This is a genomic window from Agarivorans sp. DSG3-1 (assembly GCF_046774965.1).
GTDB lineage: Bacteria > Pseudomonadota > Gammaproteobacteria > Enterobacterales > Celerinatantimonadaceae > Agarivorans.
In genome coordinates this window covers 2,900,523-2,921,123 of the sequence record NZ_CP177241.1, presented here as the reverse complement: position 1 = coordinate 2,921,123, position 20,601 = coordinate 2,900,523, and the positions used below count along the sequence as shown (strand labels likewise).

The 20,601-nt window shown below is 43.8% G+C and carries 17 protein-coding genes; 8 read left to right on the top strand and 9 right to left on the bottom strand.

What is annotated here, in order from left to right:
* Positions 1 to 33 precede the first annotated feature (33 nt).
* The 4 genes from ppnN to ACLD71_RS13585 all read left to right on the top strand — a co-directional run bounded on the left by ppnN (position 34) and on the right by ACLD71_RS13585 (position 3,872).
* Entirely contained in the window at positions 34 to 1,395 is a 1,362-nt protein-coding gene (gene ppnN / locus ACLD71_RS13600; RefSeq protein WP_137672835.1) for a nucleotide 5'-monophosphate nucleosidase PpnN, read from the top strand.
* A gap of 27 nt (positions 1,396 to 1,422) precedes the next feature.
* Complete coding sequence (gene xni, locus ACLD71_RS13595) at positions 1,423 to 2,202, top strand: flap endonuclease Xni (protein WP_411991030.1); 780 nt, start codon at positions 1,423 to 1,425, stop codon at positions 2,200 to 2,202.
* A gap of 128 nt (positions 2,203 to 2,330) precedes the next feature.
* A complete protein-coding gene (locus tag ACLD71_RS13590; RefSeq protein WP_411991029.1) occupies positions 2,331 to 2,837 on the top strand; it encodes a magnesium transporter in 507 nt (168 codons plus the stop codon).
* Between the two features lie 3 nt (positions 2,838 to 2,840).
* Positions 2,841 to 3,872 (top strand): HlyD family secretion protein, encoded by a 1,032-nt coding sequence (locus tag ACLD71_RS13585; RefSeq protein WP_137672832.1) that lies wholly within the window; start codon positions 2,841 to 2,843, stop codon positions 3,870 to 3,872.
* Between the two features lie 42 nt (positions 3,873 to 3,914).
* On the opposite strand, the gene ACLD71_RS13580 is transcribed toward ACLD71_RS13585, so the two are convergent.
* A complete protein-coding gene (locus ACLD71_RS13580) occupies positions 3,915 to 4,736 on the bottom strand; it encodes a LysR family transcriptional regulator (protein ID WP_137672831.1) in 822 nt (273 codons plus the stop codon).
* 172 nt (positions 4,737 to 4,908) lie between these two features.
* Here ACLD71_RS13580 and ACLD71_RS13575 point away from each other — a divergent pair, with 172 nt between their 5' ends.
* Together ACLD71_RS13575 and ACLD71_RS13570 are read left to right on the top strand one after the other, a co-directional pair.
* Positions 4,909 to 6,795 (top strand): methyl-accepting chemotaxis protein, encoded by a 1,887-nt coding sequence (locus tag ACLD71_RS13575; protein WP_411991028.1) that lies wholly within the window; start codon positions 4,909 to 4,911, stop codon positions 6,793 to 6,795.
* 193 nt (positions 6,796 to 6,988) lie between these two features.
* Positions 6,989 to 7,996, top strand: a complete 1,008-nt coding sequence (locus tag ACLD71_RS13570) for an isocitrate dehydrogenase (protein ID WP_137672829.1) — start codon at positions 6,989 to 6,991, stop codon at positions 7,994 to 7,996.
* A 70-nt stretch (positions 7,997 to 8,066) separates the two neighbouring features.
* Here the strand turns inward: ACLD71_RS13570 and rlmM are convergent, their stop codons facing one another.
* From rlmM to guaB, 6 genes are all read right to left on the bottom strand, one after another.
* Positions 8,067 to 9,128, bottom strand: coding sequence for a 23S rRNA (cytidine(2498)-2'-O)-methyltransferase RlmM (gene rlmM / locus ACLD71_RS13565; RefSeq protein ID WP_411991027.1), 1,062 nt, complete (start codon positions 9,126 to 9,128; stop codon positions 8,067 to 8,069).
* Positions 9,121 to 9,492, bottom strand: coding sequence for a DUF423 domain-containing protein (locus ACLD71_RS13560; protein WP_411991026.1), 372 nt, complete (start codon positions 9,490 to 9,492; stop codon positions 9,121 to 9,123). Before ACLD71_RS13560 ends, rlmM begins: the two co-directional genes overlap by 8 nt.
* Positions 9,489 to 10,415, bottom strand: a complete 927-nt coding sequence (locus tag ACLD71_RS13555) for a transcriptional regulator GcvA (RefSeq protein WP_137672826.1) — start codon at positions 10,413 to 10,415, stop codon at positions 9,489 to 9,491. The genes ACLD71_RS13560 and ACLD71_RS13555 overlap by 4 nt, the downstream gene beginning before the upstream one ends.
* 436 nt (positions 10,416 to 10,851) lie before the next feature.
* Positions 10,852 to 12,018, bottom strand: a complete 1,167-nt coding sequence (locus tag ACLD71_RS13550) for an MFS transporter (RefSeq protein ID WP_411991025.1) — start codon at positions 12,016 to 12,018, stop codon at positions 10,852 to 10,854.
* A gap of 166 nt (positions 12,019 to 12,184) precedes the next feature.
* Positions 12,185 to 13,765: a glutamine-hydrolyzing GMP synthase gene (gene guaA, locus ACLD71_RS13545; protein WP_411991024.1), complete on the bottom strand. Its 1,581-nt coding sequence runs from the start codon at positions 13,763 to 13,765 to the stop codon at positions 12,185 to 12,187.
* A gap of 74 nt (positions 13,766 to 13,839) precedes the next feature.
* Complete coding sequence (guaB, locus tag ACLD71_RS13540; RefSeq protein WP_137672823.1) at positions 13,840 to 15,300, bottom strand: IMP dehydrogenase; 1,461 nt, start codon at positions 15,298 to 15,300, stop codon at positions 13,840 to 13,842.
* A 131-nt stretch (positions 15,301 to 15,431) separates the two neighbouring features.
* Between guaB and xseA the strand changes: the two genes are divergently transcribed.
* Together xseA and ACLD71_RS13530 are read left to right on the top strand one after the other, a co-directional pair.
* Complete coding sequence (gene xseA / locus ACLD71_RS13535) at positions 15,432 to 16,766, top strand: exodeoxyribonuclease VII large subunit (RefSeq protein ID WP_411991023.1); 1,335 nt, start codon at positions 15,432 to 15,434, stop codon at positions 16,764 to 16,766.
* 214 nt (positions 16,767 to 16,980) lie between these two features.
* Entirely contained in the window at positions 16,981 to 18,816 is a 1,836-nt protein-coding gene (locus ACLD71_RS13530; RefSeq protein ID WP_411991022.1) for an alpha/beta fold hydrolase, read from the top strand.
* A gap of 44 nt (positions 18,817 to 18,860) precedes the next feature.
* Here the strand turns inward: ACLD71_RS13530 and ACLD71_RS13525 are convergent, their stop codons facing one another.
* Both ACLD71_RS13525 and der read right to left on the bottom strand, forming a co-directional pair.
* Positions 18,861 to 19,091, bottom strand: a complete 231-nt coding sequence (locus ACLD71_RS13525; protein ID WP_137672820.1) for a zinc ribbon domain-containing protein — start codon at positions 19,089 to 19,091, stop codon at positions 18,861 to 18,863.
* Positions 19,092 to 19,103: 12 nt separating this feature from the next.
* Positions 19,104 to 20,573, bottom strand: coding sequence for a ribosome biogenesis GTPase Der (gene der / locus ACLD71_RS13520; RefSeq protein WP_137672819.1), 1,470 nt, complete (start codon positions 20,571 to 20,573; stop codon positions 19,104 to 19,106).
* Positions 20,574 to 20,601 lie beyond the last annotated feature (28 nt).

Genomic DNA, 20,601 nt, shown 5'->3' with positions numbered 1-20,601 from the left:
TATGCAAATTGCAAAATTACCCGTGAGGTGTTGATGATTACCCATATAAATCCTGTAGGCAGCATGAACTTACTGTCGAAGCTTGAAGTAGACCAACTCACCTTAAGTGCCTCCGAAGATATTTATCTCCTTTATAGAAACTGTAGCCTTGCTGTGCTCAACTCTGGTAGTAAAACAGATAGCAGCCGAGAAATTTTAGAACGCTACAAAGATTTTGAAATTAACGTCCTGAGCCGCGAGCGAGGGGTTAAATTAGAACTTGCCAATGCGCCAGAAGATGCTTTTGTAGATGGCGAAATTATTCGTGGTATTCAAGAACACTTGTTTAGCGTGTTACGCGACATTCTCTATGTCTCTAACGAAATCAAAGAACAAGCTCACTTAGATCTAAACCAATCATCCCACATCACCAATTTAGTGTTTTCAATGCTGCGTAATGCGCGGGTTATCCATCCTCGCACCGAGCCAAACTTAGTCGTTTGCTGGGGGGGGCACTCTATAAATGCAGTTGAGTATCAATATACTCGAGAGGTTGGCAGCCAATTGGGTTTACGGGAGTTAAATATTTGCACTGGCTGTGGGCCTGGCGCTATGGAAGGGCCAATGAAAGGTGCTGCTGTAGGCCACGCTAAGCAACGCGTAAATGATGGCCGTTATATTGGTTTAACAGAGCCAAGTATTATCGCGGCTGAGCCACCTAACCCTATCGTCAACGAACTCATCATATTGCCCGACATTGAAAAGCGCTTAGAGGCATTTGTTCGTATGGGGCATGCCATTGTCATTTTCCCAGGGGGCGCAGGAACCGCTGAGGAACTGCTATACATACTTGGCATTATGATGCACCCAGAAAACGCCCGCCAACCGCTACCTATAGTTTTAACCGGCCCTAAATCTAGTGAAGAGTACTTTAAAAGCATTGATGAGTTTATTGGCGAAACTTTAGGTCATGAAGCTCAGCAACGCTATCAAATCATCATTGACGATTCTGCTCGAGCTGCTCAAGTCATCAAACAAATGATGCCAAAAGTGAAGGATTATCGCCGGGCGATAGGCGACGCTTACTCGTTTAACTGGAGTTTAAAAATTGATAGCGATTTCCAGCATCCCTTTGAGCCTTTACACAAAAATGTTGAGAAGCTTAATTTACACTTTGATCAAGCGCCGCAAGATTTGGCAGCAAATTTACGGCGCGCGTTTTCTGCCATTGTCAGTGGTAATGTCAAAGATGAGGGAATAAAACAAATCGAAAAACATGGTCCTTTTATTATTGACGGTGACCCTAAAATAATGAAAATGTTAGACAAACTACTACAGGACTTCGTTGCTCAACATCGAATGAAACTACCCGGTAGCCACTATGAACCTTGTTATAAAATAGGTAAAGCAAAGTGATAGCACCTTGGCAACAGGGGCATCAGCGTGGCTAAGCAACTAGTCATTATTGATGCCTTAAACTTGATTCGTCGTATTTATGCGGTGCAGCAGCAACGTACACCTGATGCATCCTTAGCCAAAGCGACAGAGCAAGCGCTAACCAGCGCCTGTAAGCGAATCATCACAACTCTAAAACCGTCACACATTATTGCCGTGTTTGACGGTGACCGCTGTGCTTGGCGTGAAAACCTATACCCTGCCTATAAACAAAACCGCTCGCCAATGCCAATAGCGCTCGCCGAGCAACTTGAAACGCTAAAAGACCATTTACTAGACATAGGCATCGACTCCATTTCAGCCCCTAATGAGGAAGCTGATGATATTTGTGCCACCCTAGCCAGTAAAGCCGCTAAGGCAAACTACCCTGTTACCATAATCTCAACAGATCGTGGTTACTATTCGTTGCTTACCCAAGGTATAAGTTTGTACGACTACTTTCGCCGCGACTATGTATCCATCGATGAGGTTGAAACAAAGTTTGGTATTAAAATAAATCAGCTCGGTGATTACTGGTCTTTAGTCGGCATTAATAGCGTAAACGTAAGTGGTGTTCCGGGTGTTGGCAATAAAAGCGCTCAAACGTTATTGGAACGCTACACTAACACCGCAGATATCCTCGCAGAAGCCCAGCCAGACAAATTAGTCGCCAAGGTACAAGCCAATAGCAAAGCGTTGTTATTAGCTAAACAGCTTCTTAGTCTTAAAACAGACTTAAAACTAGGCTTCTCTCTCAAGCAACTTCGCTATCAAGCTTCTACTCCCTAAGCATCATCGTTCACTACCAAGTATTTGTTAAACCTTGAATAAGGTTATTTGGAATATTGGATATTCCAAATAAACCCTACCCTTTAGATAAGATTTAGATGATTTTATCTTTTAAAGGCAAATGCTAGATGTCTAATAATTCAACTCATATACAACGAAATGAATCGTTGCCAAAAAAACTCTTAAGGATTGGGATAAAAACCTGCAAAAGTCTTATTAAAACCGCTGCGGCCCTAGGTATTTTAATTGGCTCATCAGTGCTGTTATCTAAACTAGCAACTATTCATGGTAAAGCCTTACCAGAGGACTATTTTTCTCAAGGTTATCCAACCATCTTGAAGTTACTCGATTCTGAAATATTCATGGGTTTTGTCTTTTTCGTCACAGTGGCAATTTTGGTTTACCTTGCCTACTTATTCTGGTGCCTACATGAGGTCGCTGTACATAAAGCAGCCAAAATGTCGAGCGCCCATACCCAAATCATTTTTGCTCTTTCTCTGTGTGGTTTATTCATCGATAAAACCTGGTGGGTACTCGCTATCATCATCGCCTTTGCGCGTTGGGACGTATTAGCTAAAGAGCTATCTAATATTATTCGCAATGGTCGCGCTATCACTAAGCGTGTGGAGGAATAAATCATGAAAGAGATTATGCTCCCGTATATTTTAATCTGTTGGATACTGGTAAAAACAGGGGTTATTCAGTGGACATTACGTAATGCGGTTATCACCGTTAGTATCGGCGTAATGTTGGCAGCAGCCTTGTTTACAGCACACCGTTTTTGGTCACCGGCCGACCTTACAGACAGTACAACCGTAAAAGCACCACACGCCGTGCTAAGCCCTTTATTTGGCCAAGAAGTAGAAGAAGTTTTTGTTGTACATAACCAAATGGTTAAGAAAGGCGATCTTATTTACACCCTTAAAACCGAAGATACTGAATCTCAAGTTATCGGTTTAGAAGCGCAGAAGAAAGCTGCCGAAGCAGAAATACTGGCTTTGATTTACCAAATCAATAACGACAAGAAAAACCTTCAACGTTTAGAGAACTTAAGTGAATTTGCACAAGAGTATCAACGTGATGATTTACGAACCAAAATTGAACAAACCGAAGCGAACGTATTGTCGGTAAAAGCCCAAATGCTAAGCTTAGATGCGCAAATGACCAATGCTAATTGGCAGAATGAACGTCGTGAAATTCGTGCGCCATTTGATGGTCAGTTATCGATTACCAATATCGTAAACGGCACGCGTGTAGGTAATATGCACTTATACGATACCAACAAGAAATTTGTAGAAATGCGAATCGCCGACCAAACGTACCGCGGCATACAAGTGGGTCAGTTTGCTGAATTTTATGTTGATGCTTACCCCGGTGAAATATTCCGCGGTCGAGTGCATAGCTTAACAACGGGTACTGGTGAAGCGCGCGTTTCAGTAATAAACGGCTCACAGCAAGTTCGCCGACACGTGGGTAACAACATGGGCTCACACGGTCGAACCATTGTCATCGAATTCGAAGAGCCAGAAGGTTACAACGTGCCTATTGGCGCTACCGGTTCTGGCTGGGTTTCGGCTAACAAACCACATCCAGCGCTTGGTTTTATGGATATTATTGGTGGGGCAACTGTACGCTTAAAAGCCTTTAAATCATATTTGTCGGCGATTTAAACGCCACAACAAACGTAGAGTAGCGATCCCTTCGCTACTCTACTACTCGCCCTGTAAGGCTAACCATTCGCTATTGTGTCGATCGATAATTGACGAAATCAGATTTGATAGCCATTGTTGTTTAGCCGAATAACGAAGCGAGCTTTTCATTATCAATGCAACATCAATATTCAATTGATGCTGTTGGCTTTTTTCATAGTAAGGTTCGTACTTTAAAGTAAAACAATTGCCCATCAGTTGATCTAATAATATATGGCTATCAACAATAATTCCCACTTCTATTGTGGGATCTAGTGCCCTGAAATGGTCTTGATGCTCGTTCACTCCCGAGATTAGAAACTTCACATACTCCCCAGATTGATTACCATGAAAATAGCCCGCCCCAGAGTGAATTCTTTTTTGGTAAAAAGACTGAGGTTTATCATTGATAACATGTAAGCCAAGGTCTACTTCTTCGCGTAAAATAAGCGATTCGCTATTAGCGCCCCACTGCCTCATCTCAATCACTGCTGATGTTTGCTCTCTTATCGCGTCGATGATTTGTTTGCCTAAGGTAATCAAATAAGGCTCAACAATATGCAAGGTCACTTTACTGACACTTGATGGATCGAATTCATCGGGTTCAAGAGCAAGATCTACATCTACCAAAGCGCGCTTTAATTTAGGAGCAATGGATTCGGCATAACTAGTAGGTTGTAAATCTCCAGCATGTCTCACAAACAAGGGATCATCTAATTGCTCTCTTAGCTGAGCCAACACCTTTGAAACATAAGACTGTGACCGCCCTAATTTCCGCGCGGCTTTAGTGGTAGAACGAGTGTGCATTAACGCTAAAAAAACGTGTAAAGCATTTAAATCTTTCATCTAAGCTCTGGTTATCCCATAACATTTAGCTAAAGCTACCTTAAAAAAGTCTTCTTGGCTAAACCATTCAAAGTAGTTTTTTGATCTATAGTTTATTTAGTCGCATGCATACTAGTTTGTCCAATAAGGCCAAGCTTTTGCAGAAGATGAAAATAAATATAGGGAAATATAAATGAGCGCCAAGGCAAAGATCCTCTACTTAATGGGTTTGTTGTTCTCCATTATAATTCTACTCATCTCCGCCGTTGGATTTATTAACTTTAAATCCGCTTCTGTAGTCAATTACACCGCCCAATTGGACGATCAAGCGTTCCTTATCGCGAAAGCGATTGAACAAAAAATGGACCGTTATTTTGATGCCTTGGATTTAAAGGCCGCCGAACTTCCAGTCAGTGCCTCTGGCAAAGTAGATGAAAAACAACTAATGGTGTCGCTACATGCGATGAAGAACAAATTAGGCGTGCTTAATGCCTACATCGGTTTGGCTAATGGAGACACTTACGCTGCCAGCAATAATGGCATTATTCCTAACTTCAACGCTAAAAAGCTTAATCGCGAATGGTATACCCGTGGTATGGCGAATGAAGCTAAAATTGTTACCACTCCTTATACCAGCAGCACTGGTGATGTTGTAATGGCGGTAGCTGTTCCAGTGCAGCGCGATGGCAAAGCGATAGGCATTTTGGCGGTTAACCTTGCCTTAAATCAGATAACAACGTTTATTGATGGCTTATCGGAACAAAACCAGCTGTTTGTAAGCCGAGAAGACGGTTTTATTATTGCGGCTAAATATACTGATTACATTGGCAAAAACCTGTTTGAGTTACGCCCCTCCTATAAACAGTACAATACAATGGACTCAAGCCAGCATGACTATGATTTTGATGGTAACGAGTATTCCGTGGTATCAGCAAAAGCATCCACACTAAACTGGACAGTATGGGCGTGGGACCGATGGGATAGTATAAACCAAGCCTCCAACCGTAATCTTTTGATCACAGCCTCTCTCGCGGTAGTGCTAATTATTGTCGCCTTAGTGATTACTTACTTTGTGGTCATCCGATTAATGTATGCCCCGATTGGCGGCGAACCCTCAGACATAGAAACCATTGTGCAAAACATTGCCAAAGGTGATTTACGCTATTCGGAGCAGCAAACTGGAAATGAAACCGGGATTTATCATGCAGTGTTGGCAATGGTCAAAAACCTCACCAGCATCGTTACCGGCATTAACACCGCCACCGAGCAATTAAATAAATCGTCTTCCCTTATTCACGAGTCAGCCTCAACGGTAAACACCAGCTCTGAATCACAAATGATGCAATTGGAGCAAACGTCAACGGCAATGAACCAAATGACGGTAACTGTAGATGAAGTAGCACGTAACGCACTTCAAGCCTCAACGGCAGCAACTGAAGCCAACGAACACTCCCAGCAAGGCATTAGCGTAGTCAACGAAATGAACAACAACATTAATTTGCTAGTTGGCGGTATTGAGAAAGTTCAGGAGGTGATTAACAAGCTAGAAATGGAAACAGAGGGCATTGGCCGAATATTAGAGGTAATTCGCGGCATTGCTGAACAAACCAACTTACTAGCGCTTAATGCGGCGATTGAAGCAGCACGCGCAGGCGAACAAGGTCGAGGCTTTGCGGTGGTTGCCGATGAGGTGCGTAATCTCGCTAATCGGACTCAAGATAGCACTAATGAAATTCAAGAGATGATTACCAAGCTGCAAACCGAGGCGAAAAACTCCGTATCATTAATGCAAACCAACGCCAAAGATGCTCAACTCACCGCAGAAAAATCAGACCAAGCAAATCAAGCCTTAGAGGCCATAAGTAGCTCAGTATCAGTGATTCATGACATGAATACTCAAATTGCCACAGCCGCTGAAGAACAGACCCTAGTGGCGGCAGAAATTAACACCAGTATTGTCGGCATCAACGATTTAGCAAAAAGTACTTTCGATAGCTCAGAGAACAATACCAAAATGGTTGAGGAGCTCACTGAAATTGCCAATACACTGAATAAATCCATTGAGGTTTTCAAATTATAAGTCTTAACAAAGCTGGCTGAAATTTAGTCTTAAAATCAAGCTAATACCTTAGTATTAGCTGAATCCTTTTGAGTATTGAGTTAAAAAAATGTAAACTGTGTGTTGCCCGAAGACCTCAATTGTCGGGCAATAACACGGAGTGTTACCTCCTCCCCTTAGATAATAAAAAATGCCTACGAATTTAGGAAGAGATATGTCAACAAGACGAATCACCGTAATACCAGGAGATGGTATTGGCCCTAGTATTATCGAAAGTGCAATCGCTATCATGGACAAAGCGGGTTGTGGTTTTGAATATGATTTTGCCAACGCAGGGCTTACTGCGTTAGAAAGTGATGGCAGCCTGTTACCTGAGAAATCCCTACAACTCATCGAACAAAATGGCATCGCACTAAAAGGCCCACTCACAACACCAGTGGGTACCGGCTTCACCTCTATCAACGTTTCAATGCGTAAACATTTCGACCTTTACGCTAACATTCGCCCAGTACGCTCTTTTGTGGGTACTAAAGCACGTTACGAGAACATTGATATCATCACCGTTCGCGAAAACACCGAAGGGATGTACTCCGGTATTGGTCAGAAACGTAGCGAAGACGGCACTAGCGCCGAAGCGATGAGTGTTATTACAAAAGATGGGGCAGAGCGCATTGTAAAATTTGCTTACGAATTGGCGCGCCGTGAAGGCCGTAAGAAAGTCACCGCCATTCATAAAGCTAACATCATGAAATCTACTTCTGGTTTATTTTTAGAAGTAGCACGTGAAGTTGCTAAGCAATACCCCGATATTGAGTCGGAAGAAATGATTGTTGATGCCGCATGTATGAACCTAGTAATGTACCCAGAGCGCTTTGACGTAATGGTTACCACCAACTTATTTGGCGACATATTGTCTGACCTATGTGCTGGCCTAGTGGGCGGTTTAGGTATGGCTCCTGGCGCTAATATTGGTGAACGTGCAGCAATTTTTGAAGCGGTACACGGCAGCGCACCTGATATTGCAGGACAAGATATTGCTAACCCAACATCGGTTATTTTAGCCAGTATTCAAATGCTTGAATACCTAGGTATGGAAGACAAAGCCGCTAACATTCTAAAAGCGCTTACCGAAGTAATAGCAAGTGGTGACCGAACCACTCGTGATTTAGGTGGCACAGCCGGCACCAAAGAGTTTACCCAATCGATTTTAGATCGTTTATAAACTTATTATCGATTCAAAAAAGGCAGCCTAGGCTGCCTTTTTTATCGCTTAGCACTGCATCAATGATGTTTTAATAAACTCGTGCAAAAACCGTGATTTCTTCCCTATCATGGTAGAGTTGCTTGGCTCTTACTTCATGTTTGAAACCTAACTCACTCAAGCCTTCTCGCAATAGTTCCAAGTCTTGATTAACTTCAGTAAATCGCTGCTTCATTGGCAATTTCAAATTAAACATGGCGTAGCGACACCAACCATTGGCTAACCATTTAAGCATTAATCGCGATACTTTAGCCGGGCGCTCAACCATGTCACACACCAACCAACTTACATTGTCACGCTCAGGTTTATATTTGAACCCATCTTCTCGATAATGCTGCACTTGGCCAGTATCCATTAAAGACTGCGCCATAGGGCCGTTATCCACTGCAGCTACAAACATATTTCGCCTAACCAACTGGTAAGTCCAACCACCTGGGCAAGCCCCTAAATCAACCGCATGTTGGCCGTTCTCAATGTACTGCTCGCGCTCTTGTTCATTCAGCAATACCATAAAGGCTTCATCAAGCTTTAGGGTTGAGCGGCTAGGCGCTTCAGATGGAAATTTTAAACGTAGAATGCCATTAGGCTGAGCATTACCATTACGAGTATCAGAATAACCTAGCCAACAATGGGTACCGCTAACAAAAAACAGCTGCATAGCGGGTAGTTTTGGATTGTTTTTTTTAGTCAACCATTGGTGTTTAACCAGCGCGTTTTCTAACGGGCGAGTAAATTTTTTGCAAAAGCTTGATAGTGCTTTTCCGTCGTTAGTATCTGGGTACTCTAAACGCAAACTCCCGCACCGAGGCAACTTCTGCTCTAGCGCTAAAATAGATGCCACTCGGTTCGCTTCATCTAACTGCATTTCTGCCAAGGCTAAAAACCAATGCCGAGCAAATACCAACTGGCGAAAATCTATGCTTTGATAAAGACTTACTGAGTGCTCACTTTGGAAACAGCTAAACTCTACAAACCCTTTACCATCACCTGCTTTGGCAAACCCGAAATAGCCTAACTGCTCGGCATGAAACTGGATTTCGGCGGCACAGTCACTCTCAAAACCAGAGCGACAATAAAGGATGATACTACTCATTACTTATACTCTTTGTAGGTAACGCTAAACACAACCAGCCAATAATCAACACCACTCCACCGAGCGGAGTCATTGGCCCAAATATTTTAGCGCCGAAAAAAGCCAAGCAGTATAAGCTACCGGCAAATAACCAACCACCAATAATCCACAATATTGCACTAAGGCGATACTTATTCAGCACAGCGACCACCGCCACTAAATGAATAAGCTGGTAGAACACGCCCGTTTCTATCCAGCCAAGCTGTGCGTCACCTAAAAACCGACTAAAGCCATGCGCGGCACCCGCCCCCATTATCACGGTAAATCCGCCGCTTATCGCGAGTAATAAACGAATTGGCCAACTGGCGTTAATTTGATTGCTCATTCTGCGTCTACCAAACCTTCATTCGCAAATTCCTGCTGCTCTTGCTCAACCAGCGAAATCATCCATTCACGAAACGCCACTAACTTGCCCTGCTCTGCTTGGCTCGGTTTACATACCATGTAATAGGCATTTTTACTCAGTAAAACCTGCTCAAAAGGACATACCAAGCGACCCGCTTCAATCTCTGGCTTAGCCAGCACACTGTGTCCCAGCGCCACACCTTGCCCATAAACTGCTGCCTGCAACACCATGGTTGAGTGAGAAAAAATAGGTCCATGGTTAACATTCATTTGGCGCAAACCCACCAACTTAAACCATTCCTTCCAGTCATGGCGGGCGGTATCATGCAATAACGTATGAAACTGCAAATCTTCAGGCTTGGTTAAGGCTTTATCGCCCACCAATAAGCTCGGCGAACATACTGGAACCAAATACTCAGTGTGAAGCTTATCGGCGCGTAAACCAGACCAGTTACCTCGCCCATAATAAATAGCAACGTCGACATCTTCGGTTAATGAGCCTTCGTACAAATCTACCGCTTTTATTCGAACATCAATATCGGGATGCATCTCACTAAATTGGGATAAACGTGGTACTAACCATTGAATGGCAAAACTGGGTTGTAAACTAACTGTTATCGTTCCTTTAGCGCCACGAGCAAGTAGCCGATCGGTCGCTTCGGTTAACGATATAAAAATATCTTTAATATCAAGAAAATAGCCCTGGCCTTCTTCGGTCAACAGTAAGGCTCTGTTTTTTCTGCGGAAAAGTTTCAAACCCAAAAACTCTTCTAAGGCTTTGATCTGGTGACTGACTGCGGCTTGAGTCACAAATAACTCTTCTGCAGCTCGAGTAAAACTGAGGTGCCTAGCAGCAGCTTCAAACGCTTTTAATGCATTTAAGGGGGGCAAACGACGCGCCATATTAACATCCTATTAACGGATAAGTTTTTCTAATCTATAGGCATTATAAATTATCTATTGTTGTACGACCAGTTGCAGATTAATATGCACACGCAATCAAGCGAAGGGGTCTGACAGAGCGCCTAATATCAAGGTGTTATGTCAGGCCTCTTTAAGTAGTTACCGGATTTGTAATTACTTTGATTGCTATGTTGTGTTTGCATTTGTCGGCCTTTTGCTGACTTCCCTGTTTCTTATTTTGACCCTGTCTGTCAAAAAGAATTTGTAGCCATTGCTTTATGCGATGGCTTTTTTTTGCCTAAAATTCAAGGGCATGAAAAAACTAATTATCTTATTAAGCAAACTAAACCAACAATATTCATAAGGCTTTAGCATTAAAAAAAATAATCTTTGATTTTACGCATGAAAACGCTCGGCGCTGTAAACGCTTAAAAGATCATTGCCCTTTATGTTGACGTTGGTAAAAAACCAAACACAGCAAACCAACTAACAAAATAGGCAAAGCGCTGTAATTCACCGCTCGCCAGCCAAAGCTTTGCTCTAACCAACCAGCTGATAAAGCCGACACTGCCACCAAAGAAAACACCACAAACTCGTTAACTGCCTGCGCTTTCGCTTTTTCATTCAACTGATAACACTGAGTAAGCATTTGGGTAGCGCCAATAAACATGAAGTTCCAACCAACGCCCAACAAGGTTAAGGCAATAGCGAAGTGGTTAAAACTAGTCCCTAGAAGATTCACCAAAACACAAGCAACCATTAGCCCTAATCCCAATAACATGGTTGGAAACAAGCCAATACGCAGTATCAAACGCCCAGTGATAAACGAAGGAGCAAACATACCCAATACATGCCACTCGATAACGGAAGCAGATTGAGCAAAATGATAGCCATGGTGATGCATCGCTAAAGGCGTTGCTGTCATTAGTAAGTTCATAACAAAGTAGCTAACTACGCCCGCCACCACTGCCACTATGTAATTCGCCGAGCCAATAATGTCCCTTAAGGGCCGAGCGGCTACTGAGTGTTGATTGCTAGCTGCTTCATCATTGAAGCGAATCATCAGTAGCAAAATTAAGGCAATAATGTAAAGACCAAGCAACCCGACAAAAGCGCCAATAAAAGGCCGCTTAGGCCACCAGGCCTGGCTATAAACTGCGAGGCTCGGCCCTATGATTGCCGCAATAACACCGCCAGCCATAATGGCAGAAATGGCTCTTGGTTGTTGCCCCTCAGAGCAAAGCTCTACTGCTGCGAAGCGGTAAAGCATTCCAAAGCCAATTCCTATCCCAAGTAATAAGGTCGCACAGCTAAACAACATAAATTGCTGTTGGTGCAGAGCATACACCGCCAACACTGCCCCGCTAATACCCACTAAGTTACCCAGTACAAAACCCTTCTTTCGCCCAGTAACGCCCATAATAAGAGAGGCGGGAATGGTCGCTAACATTAACCCCATAAACTGCATAGCAACAGGAAAGGTTACCCACCCAGCGGAAGGCGCGAGCTGTTGGCCAATCAAGCCAGTTACAGCTACTAATAATATATTGCCCGTAGTGAGCAAGGCTTGGCATATAGCCAACATCCATACAAATATGTTCAAACTACCCTTCCCTGCAATTAAGCCATCACTATAGAACATTGTTAGACGAAGACCGCACTCTTTCCCAATCCTGAAAGCCACTGTTTGTTAGCTCAGCAATACTTAGCCCGAGAGTCAACAGATATAAAAAAGGCGCCCTTAAGGCGCCTGTTTTAATAGGGAGTTATTATTCCCATTCAATGGTAGCTGGTGGCTTTCCAGAGATGTCGTAAACCACGCGTGATATACCGTCTATTTCATTGATAATTCGGTTACTCACATGACCTAAGAAGTCGTAAGGCAAGTGTGCCCAATGCGCTGTCATAAAGTCGATAGTTTCTACAGCTCGTAGCGATACTACCCAATCGTATTTACGCGCATCACCCATTACTCCTACCGAACGGACCGGTAGGAACACCGTGAAAGCTTGGCTTACTTTATTGTAAAGATCGTTTTTGTGTAACTCTTCAATGAAGATAGCGTCTGCACGGCGCAATAAGTCACAGTACTCTTTCTTCACTTCACCTAATACACGAACGCCTAAACCAGGCCCAGGAAACGGGTGACGGTATAACATGTCGTAAGGCAAACCTAACTCTAGGCCAATTTTACGCACTTCATCTTTAAACAACTCGCGTAAAGGTTCTACTAAGCCCATGTCCATATCGTCTGGCAAACCGCCCACGTTATGGTGAGACTTAATCACATGTGCTTTACCGGTTTTAGAAGCCGCTGACTCAATAACGTCTGGGTAAATAGTACCTTGTGCTAGCCACTTAGCATTTTTTAGCTTTTTCGATTCTTCATCAAATACATCAATGAATACGTGGCCAATAATCTTGCGTTTCTTCTCTGGGTCACTCTCACCGGCCATTGCCTCTAAAAAGCGACTTTCAGCGTTTACGTGAACGATATTGAGACCGAAGTGGTTACCAAACATGTCCATGACTTGTTGGCCTTCGTTTAAACGCAGTAATCCATTATCTACGAATACACAGGTAAGCTTATCGCCAATAGCACGTTGAATAAGCATCGCCACTACCGACGAATCTACCCCACCACTAAGGCCAAGAATCACTTCGTCATCACCCACTTGCTGCTTTATTTGAGCAATTGCGTTTTCGATAATAGATTCAGACGTCCACAAAGCATCACAAGCACAAATGTCTTTAACAAAGTGCTCAAGCATACGTAAACCTTGGCGGGTATGCGTAACTTCAGGGTGAAATTGCACGCCGTAAAAGTTCTTTTCTGGGTGCATCATTGCCGCAAATTCACAACTAGGCGTTTGCGCTACAGTAGTGAATCCTTCAGGGATAGCCGATACTTTGTCGCCGTGGCTCATCCATACGTCTAACAAGGCATTACCATTTGGCGCTACCGCATCTTCAATGGCTTTAAACAATGACGATTCAGCTACCACTTCAACTTGTGCGTAACCAAACTCACGTTGGCCTTCGCCTTGGATTACCGCACCGCCCAGCTGCTCAGACATGGTTTGCATGCCGTAACAAATGCCTAATACTGGCACACCCGCGTTAAACACGTATTCTGGCGCGCGTGGCGAGTTATTTTCGGTCACACTTTCTGGTCCGCCGGCTAAAATTATGCCGTTTGGTGCGAACTCGCGAATGTCGGCTTCTTCAACATCCCATCCCCATAATTCACAGTAAACACCAATTTCGCGAATGCGACGTGCGATAAGTTGGGTGTATTGCGATCCAAAATCTAAAATTAGAATACGATGTTCGTGGATATCTCTGCTCATAATCACTTACTTTTTAAAAGAGGCTGATAAAACTAAGCGCCTGACGGCGCTTAGTGGCATATAAGGTAACGGACTTAGCCCATACGGTAGTTAGGGGCTTCTTTAGTAATGGTAACGTCGTGAACATGACTCTCACCCATACCAGCGCTGGTTACGCGAACAAACTCAGCTTTAGTATTCAGCTCATTAATCGTGCCGCAACCAGTTAGACCCATACATGAACGTAAACCGCCCATTTGTTGATGAATAATCGCCTTAACAGGGCCTTTATAAGCTACTCGACCTTCAATGCCTTCTGGCACTAATTTATCGGCAGCGTTATCGGTTTGGAAGTAACGATCTGATGAACCTTGAGACATAGCCCCTAAAGAGCCCATTCCGCGGTAAGACTTAAACGAACGACCTTGATACAGCTCAATTTCGCCAGGTGCTTCTTCAGTACCTGCAAACATGCTGCCAACCATCACACACGACGCACCAGCCACTAAGGCTTTAGCGATGTCACCAGAGAAACGGATGCCGCCATCAGCAATAACCGGGATATCGCGGCCTTTTAGTGCTTCTACTGCGTCAGATACAGCAGTAATTTGAGGCACACCTACACCGGTCACGATGCGCGTAGTACAAATTGACCCTGGGCCAATACCTACTTTAACGGCACTTACACCAGCATCTGCTAGGGCTATAGCACCTGCGCCCGTTGCTACATTCCCGCCAACAATGGCAAGATCAGGGTATTTAGTTCGAGTGGCTTTAATTCTATCGAGCACGCCTTGAGAATGACCGTGTGAAGAGTCTATCAGCAATACATCTACGCCAGCCTCAACCAAGGCATCTACTCGCTCTTCGTTACCCGCACCAGCACCAACAGCAGCACCAACACGCAAGCGACCAAAACTGTCTTTACACGCGTTTGGTTTACGCTCCGCTTTTTTGAAATCTTTTACGGTAATCAAGCCGGTCAATTTAAATGCATCATCAACCACCAACATTTTTTCAATGCGGTGCTCGTGCATCATTTTTTCAACTACATCACGTGAGGTATCAGTAGTAGTAACTAAACGCTCTTTTGGCGTCATAACCTGAGAAACGGTTTTAGTGAAGTCAGTTTCAAAACGCAAGTCACGCCCTGTAACAATACCGACTAAGTCGTTTGCTTCTGTTACCACTGGAAAACCAGCAAAACCATGTATCTGACGTAGCTCAGCAATTTGTCCTAAGGTTAAATCAGGCGTTACGGTGATAGGCTCAAGTACAATACCCGCTTCAAATTTCTTCACTCTGCGCACTTCAGCAGCTTGCTGCTCAATACTCATATTTTTGTGAATAAAGCCAACACCGCCTTCTTGAGCGAGTGCAATAGCAAAGTTTGCTTCAGTTACAGTATCCATAGCGGCAGATACCATAGGAATACTTAGCGGAATATCTTTGGTTAGACGTGTCGCCAAATTGGCGGTATTTGGAAGTACTTCTGAGTGAGCAGGAAGTAGTAGTACATCATCGAAGGTTAAGGCTTCTTTGGAAATTCTCAACATAGCAACATTCGCCTAAATCAGTTAATAAAGAGGTAAAATATTGCGGACGGATTATAGGTATAAAGCTGGCCAAGGTAAAACGAAAAATGTTATTTTCTTACATTATTTTCTACTTTCCTTCGAGTTAACTGATGAAATCTAGTCAAATAACCAATAATGTTCTGAGTGTTAGTCAGTTAAACCAGCAAGTTAGGCGTTTACTAGAAAATTCTATCGGTACGATTTGGTTAGAAGGTGAAATATCTAATTTTTCTACGCCATTTTCGGGGCATTGGTATTTTAGTTTAAAGGACCACTCAGCGCAGGTGCGTTGTGCAATGTTTAAAGGTGCTAACCGCAAGGTAGTATTCAAGCCCGAGTCGGGTATGAAAGTGCTGGTGAAAGCCAAAATAACAATGTACGAGCCTCGTGGTGACTATCAGCTGATTGCAGAAGCTATTCACCCCTCGGGTGATGGTGCGATGCAACAGGCTTACGAACAGCTAAAAATGAAGCTAGCCGCCGAAGGGCTATTCGCTGATGCCGAGAAACAAGCGCTCCCTGAATACCCTAGTTGCATAGGTATAATTAGTTCAGCGTCAGGGGCTGCGTTACAAGACATTTTAACGGTGTTAGAGCGCCGTGCGCCAGCAACCAAAGTGATTGTGTATCCTGCATTAGTGCAAGGCGAGCTAGCGGCTCCACAGCTTATTGAGATGATAGAACTGGCTAATCAGCGAGAAGAAACCGACATACTCATTGTTGGCCGCGGTGGAGGCTCTAAAGAAGACTTATGGGCTTTTAATGATGAGCAACTGGCCAGATCTATTTTTGATTCAAACATACCGATTATCTCAGCGGTAGGCCATGAGGTAGACGACAGCATTAGTGATTTGGTGGCCGATGTACGAGCAGCCACCCCATCAGCGGCAGCTGAAATTGTAAGCCAGCAAGCCAGTCACATCCCTCAGCGTATGACGCATTTAAAGCAACAACTAGCAATGCATGCCATGCACAGTTTTAGACAACAGCAAATTTGTTTGGCACAGCTCAATCATCGTATTCAGGCCTTATCGCCAGTTCATGTATTAGAACAGCAGCAGCAAAGGTTTGATGAGCTAGCACATCGTTTAAGCCTTTCACTTAATCAACAAGTCTCTAATGGTGAGCTTCGTTATAGCCAACTCAAGGCGCGTTTAAAACACTCGCTACTTGAACGAAAAGTTGAACGACAGCAGCAACGTTTATATGAGCAGCGCCAGCGATTGCTTAACGCTAGCCAACAACTGATTGACCAACAGCAGCAGCAACTCGCCGGCATTTGTCGCCAATTAGATAATCTCAGCCCATTAAAGGTGCTAGACCGCGGTTTTACCTTGGTGACTCAACAAGACAAATTGGTTAAGCATGCGGCAGAGCTTAAACATGGCGATGTAGTAAAACTGAAATTTTCGGACGATAACCTTAATGCGACTATTTGCTCCTAACACTAATTGTTTTAAACACTAGCTCACAACTAGTGATTCAAATGTCAAAATTAATGGGATTATAGTTAGAACTGGCATAAGATTAGGGGGACTAAACCGGACATCTAGTTGGTTTGAAGTGTAACTGGAAGGACGACCAAGCCCGCTAAAGAGGCGAAGCGACCATTCTTGGTAACTAACTAGCCATTAAATAAAGAAAATTAGCAGCAATACTATGAATTCATTGGATAGCACCAAGGAGCGTGAGCTAACCAGCGTTGATAACAGGGAACAGTTGATCGGTATGATTTATCGAGCGGCAGCAGAACCTGAATATTGGCCTGACCTGCTAGAGCACCTTTATATGATGCCAGAACTTCAGCGAACTGAAGCCCCTGGTAAGCACGATAATTCCTCGGCAAAACTGAGCCAAATGTTGGACGCAGTCTCGCCGCAACTCTCGATGGCCCAAAGCCAGTACTCTGAACGCAATCAACTGCTGTTAGAGCACTTCAATCAAGCCTTAAACATTGCTAAACGCATTTATCAGCTTGAAGAAAAAAATCATTCACTAAACTCGCTACTTGATCATATTCCGGTCGGCGTGATTTTAGTTAACGCTCAAAGTGAAATTTTGCTTACCAACGAGCTGGCAGAGGAAACCCTGCAGCTTGGCCAAGGTTTATATCAAAAGAATAAAAACTTGGTGACCCAGCAAAGCGAATCTACTGAGTTACTTAAGCAATATGTTGAAGAATTGTCTTCGTTAGGGCCTAACGAATCAAGCAGTCGAGGTTTGCCTATTCAGGTAAACAACGAGACCGACGTGCAAACCATGGTTATTTTAAGCCCAGTCAATCACCTTCAAGATCCCTTACTTGAGCGTAATGCCAGTGTCGTGGTATTTATTTCGCCTTCGCGGCCAGATGTAGAGCTCGATTTAGCCGCCTTTGCCGATGGTTACAAACTCACGCCTAAAGAAGCGCGAATTGTTAATTACATCGCCCAAGGTATGTCTCCACCCGACATTGCTGACAAGATATTTGTAAGCTACAACACGGTCCGAACGCAGCTAAAATCGGTATTCAAAAAAACCGGTGTAAGCAGCCAAAGTGAACTTGCCAGTTTAGTGTTAACTGGTCCATGGGGAATGCTATCTCAAAGTAGCCGTCATTTTGATTTCGGCACACCTCAAGACAGCAATGCACGCTACTTCAGACTCCCTGATGAGCGCAAACTTTGTTATCAAGAGTTCGGTGACCCAAAAGGCAAACCCGTGGTGTACTGCCACAGTATCTTAGGTTGTCGCTTAGAAAACTTTTTTGACCAAGTAGATATCGCTGCTCAACTGGGAATTCGATTGATTTCTATCGACAGACCGGGCTTTGGCGGCTCTGACTATCATGAGAGTTACAGTTTTGTGCAATGGACTGCTGATCTAAAAGCACTGCTAGAGCACTTAAACCTCGATAAGGTTGAGCTATTGGGGTATGCCACTGGTGGGGTTTATGCGGCCTGTAGCGCAGCTAAAATTCCTGACATGGTTAGCCATTTAACTATCGTTAGCTCGGGTGATGCGCTAACTTATGATAGTGATTATAAAGCTACCGCTAAGCTTTATCGTATGCACATGAAGCTAGCGCGTGACTTCCCTAATATGCACCGCTTATTCACCAATATTTTGGACAAAGGTCTACACAAAGATCCTAACAAACTGTTTAAGGTGCTCGCGCGGGATTTAGAGGGAACCGATGTAGAGCTGTTTGAAAGCCCTATGTTCAAAGAAAAGTTTGGCCGTTATTTAATGGAATCGAAAGTCCAAGGTGGTAATGCTTTTTCGGACGAGGTTCGCCAAGTAATGGCACCTTGGGGCTTTGAGATTGAAGATGTAAAAGTAGCTACCCAACTCTTTCATGGCGAAAACGACAAACATATACCGCTAACCTTAGCAGAACGCTTTATTGCTCGAGCAAAAAATGCACGTTTAGAGGTGATACCTGAGTTAGGCCATTACATGATTTATCAACATTGGCCTGCAATCTTAGAAAGTATTGCCAAGCGAAAAAGCTAGTTATAAACAAACAATAAAAAAGACGGCCATGGCCGTCTTTTTTATTAAGCTAAACGCTCAAACCGCCGTATCACGGCTCGCTTAGACTTCAGTTCATTACAGCTATTACAAAAGTAGTCCACTGCGCCACAGGCTTTTAACTTTTCCAACTCGGCATCACATTTATCACAGTGCACTCGTTGTAAAAATTGATGATGACAAGCGCCACACAACCAATGGTCGTGTTCGTGCTGCAGTTCACCATCACATTCTGGGCAAGCAATTTCAATACTCATGGCTAACTCCAATTATTTCTTTTTGTACCGACTTACAGTTTGCATCTTTTTACGGCGACGTTCTTGCGCCAGAGTAAGTTTTGACTTCTTCTCTGAAAATGGGTTTTCGCCTTCTTTAAATTCTACGCGAATAGGGGTACCCATAATCTCTAAAGCTTTACGGTAATAATTCATCAAGTAGCGCTTATATGCATCGGGCAACGAGTTTACTTGATTACCATGAACCACAATGCGCGGAGGATTGTAACCACCTGCGTGAGCATAACGTAATTTAACCCTACGACCGCGCACTAACGGCGGCTGGTGGTCGTCCTGAGCCATTTGCATGATACGTGTCAACATCGAAGTAGAAACGCGCTTAGTGGCGCTACTGTATGCCTCTTGAACGCTTTCGTACAAGTGACCAACACCAGTACCGTGCAAAGCAGAGATGAAATGAACACGTGCAAAATCAATAAAGCCTAAACGGCGATCTAATTCTGTTTTAATACGCTCTTTATGGTCGTTGTCTAAACCATCCCATTTGTTCACTGCAAGAACTAAAGCACGACCAGCATTAAGTACAAAACCTAACAAGCTTAAGTCTTGATCAGAGATACCGTCTTTAGCATCAATCACCAACATAACGACGTTAGCATCTTCAATGGCTTTAAGCGTTTTAATTACTGAGAACTTCTCAACAACTTCTGTCACTTTGCCACGTTTACGTACTCCCGCCGTATCAATCAAAATGTAGTCTTGGTCTTCACGCTGCATCGGTATGTAAATACTGTCACGTGTGGTACCCGGCATGTCGTAAACAACAACCCGGTCTTCACCTAAAATCCGGTTTGTTAGCGTAGATTTCCCCACGTTCGGGCGACCCACAATCGCTAACTTAATCGGCAAATCAGCAAACTTCTGAGCGAGCTCATCCAGTTCAGACTCACTCATCTCACGAGTCTCATCTAAGCTAGGCTCTAATTCATCAGATTGTAGCTCTGCCTGCTCGGTAACAAACGGACGTAAAGCTTCTTCGAGTAGCATGTTCACGCCACGACCATGAGCGGCTGCAATGTGGTGAACTTCACCAAGGGCTAAAGCGTAAAACTCGCCACAGGCTGCATCAGCATCAATACCGTCAGTTTTATTGGCCACCAAGAAAATTTTCTTTTCTTGCTTGCGCAGATGATGCGCAATAGCTTCATCCGCAACTGTCATGCCCGAACGAGCATCAACCAAAAATAATACGGCGTCAGCTTCTTCAATGGCTTGCAAAGATTGCTGCGCCATCATCGCATCGATACCTTCTTCATCACCATCGATACCACCGGTATCAATAACAATGAATTCTTGCTCGGCTACTTTAGCTTGTCCGTACTTGCGGTCGCGAGTAAGCCCAGGAAAGTCGGCTACTAGCGCATCCCTGCTGCGCGTAAGGCGATTAAATAATGTAGATTTGCCAACGTTTGGGCGTCCCACTAAGGCTACAACAGGAAGCATAAGGGCCTCATTTTTTAGAATACATGAC

Excerpts from the sequence above, each read along its gene's own strand:
- ppnN (WP_137672835.1), top strand. The coding sequence starts at position 34 with ATGATTACCCATATAAATCCTGTAGGCAGCATGAACTTACTGTCGAAG.
- ACLD71_RS13590 (WP_411991029.1), top strand. The coding sequence starts at position 2,331 with ATGTCTAATAATTCAACTCATATACAACGAAATGAATCGTTGCCAAAA.
- ACLD71_RS13585 (WP_137672832.1), top strand. The coding sequence starts at position 2,841 with ATGAAAGAGATTATGCTCCCGTATATTTTAATCTGTTGGATACTGGTA.
- ACLD71_RS13580 (WP_137672831.1), bottom strand. The coding sequence starts at position 4,736 with ATGAAAGATTTAAATGCTTTACACGTTTTTTTAGCGTTAATGCACACT.
- ACLD71_RS13575 (WP_411991028.1), top strand. The coding sequence starts at position 4,909 with ATGAGCGCCAAGGCAAAGATCCTCTACTTAATGGGTTTGTTGTTCTCC.
- ACLD71_RS13570 (WP_137672829.1), top strand. The coding sequence starts at position 6,989 with ATGTCAACAAGACGAATCACCGTAATACCAGGAGATGGTATTGGCCCT.
- rlmM (WP_411991027.1), bottom strand. The coding sequence starts at position 9,128 with ATGAGTAGTATCATCCTTTATTGTCGCTCTGGTTTTGAGAGTGACTGT.
- ACLD71_RS13560 (WP_411991026.1), bottom strand. The coding sequence starts at position 9,492 with ATGAGCAATCAAATTAACGCCAGTTGGCCAATTCGTTTATTACTCGCG.
- ACLD71_RS13555 (WP_137672826.1), bottom strand. The coding sequence starts at position 10,415 with ATGGCGCGTCGTTTGCCCCCCTTAAATGCATTAAAAGCGTTTGAAGCT.
- guaA (WP_411991024.1), bottom strand. The coding sequence starts at position 13,765 with ATGAGCAGAGATATCCACGAACATCGTATTCTAATTTTAGATTTTGGA.
- guaB (WP_137672823.1), bottom strand. The coding sequence starts at position 15,300 with ATGTTGAGAATTTCCAAAGAAGCCTTAACCTTCGATGATGTACTACTA.
- xseA (WP_411991023.1), top strand. The coding sequence starts at position 15,432 with ATGAAATCTAGTCAAATAACCAATAATGTTCTGAGTGTTAGTCAGTTA.
- ACLD71_RS13530 (WP_411991022.1), top strand. The coding sequence starts at position 16,981 with ATGAATTCATTGGATAGCACCAAGGAGCGTGAGCTAACCAGCGTTGAT.
- ACLD71_RS13525 (WP_137672820.1), bottom strand. The coding sequence starts at position 19,091 with ATGAGTATTGAAATTGCTTGCCCAGAATGTGATGGTGAACTGCAGCAC.
- der (WP_137672819.1), bottom strand. The coding sequence starts at position 20,573 with ATGCTTCCTGTTGTAGCCTTAGTGGGACGCCCAAACGTTGGCAAATCT.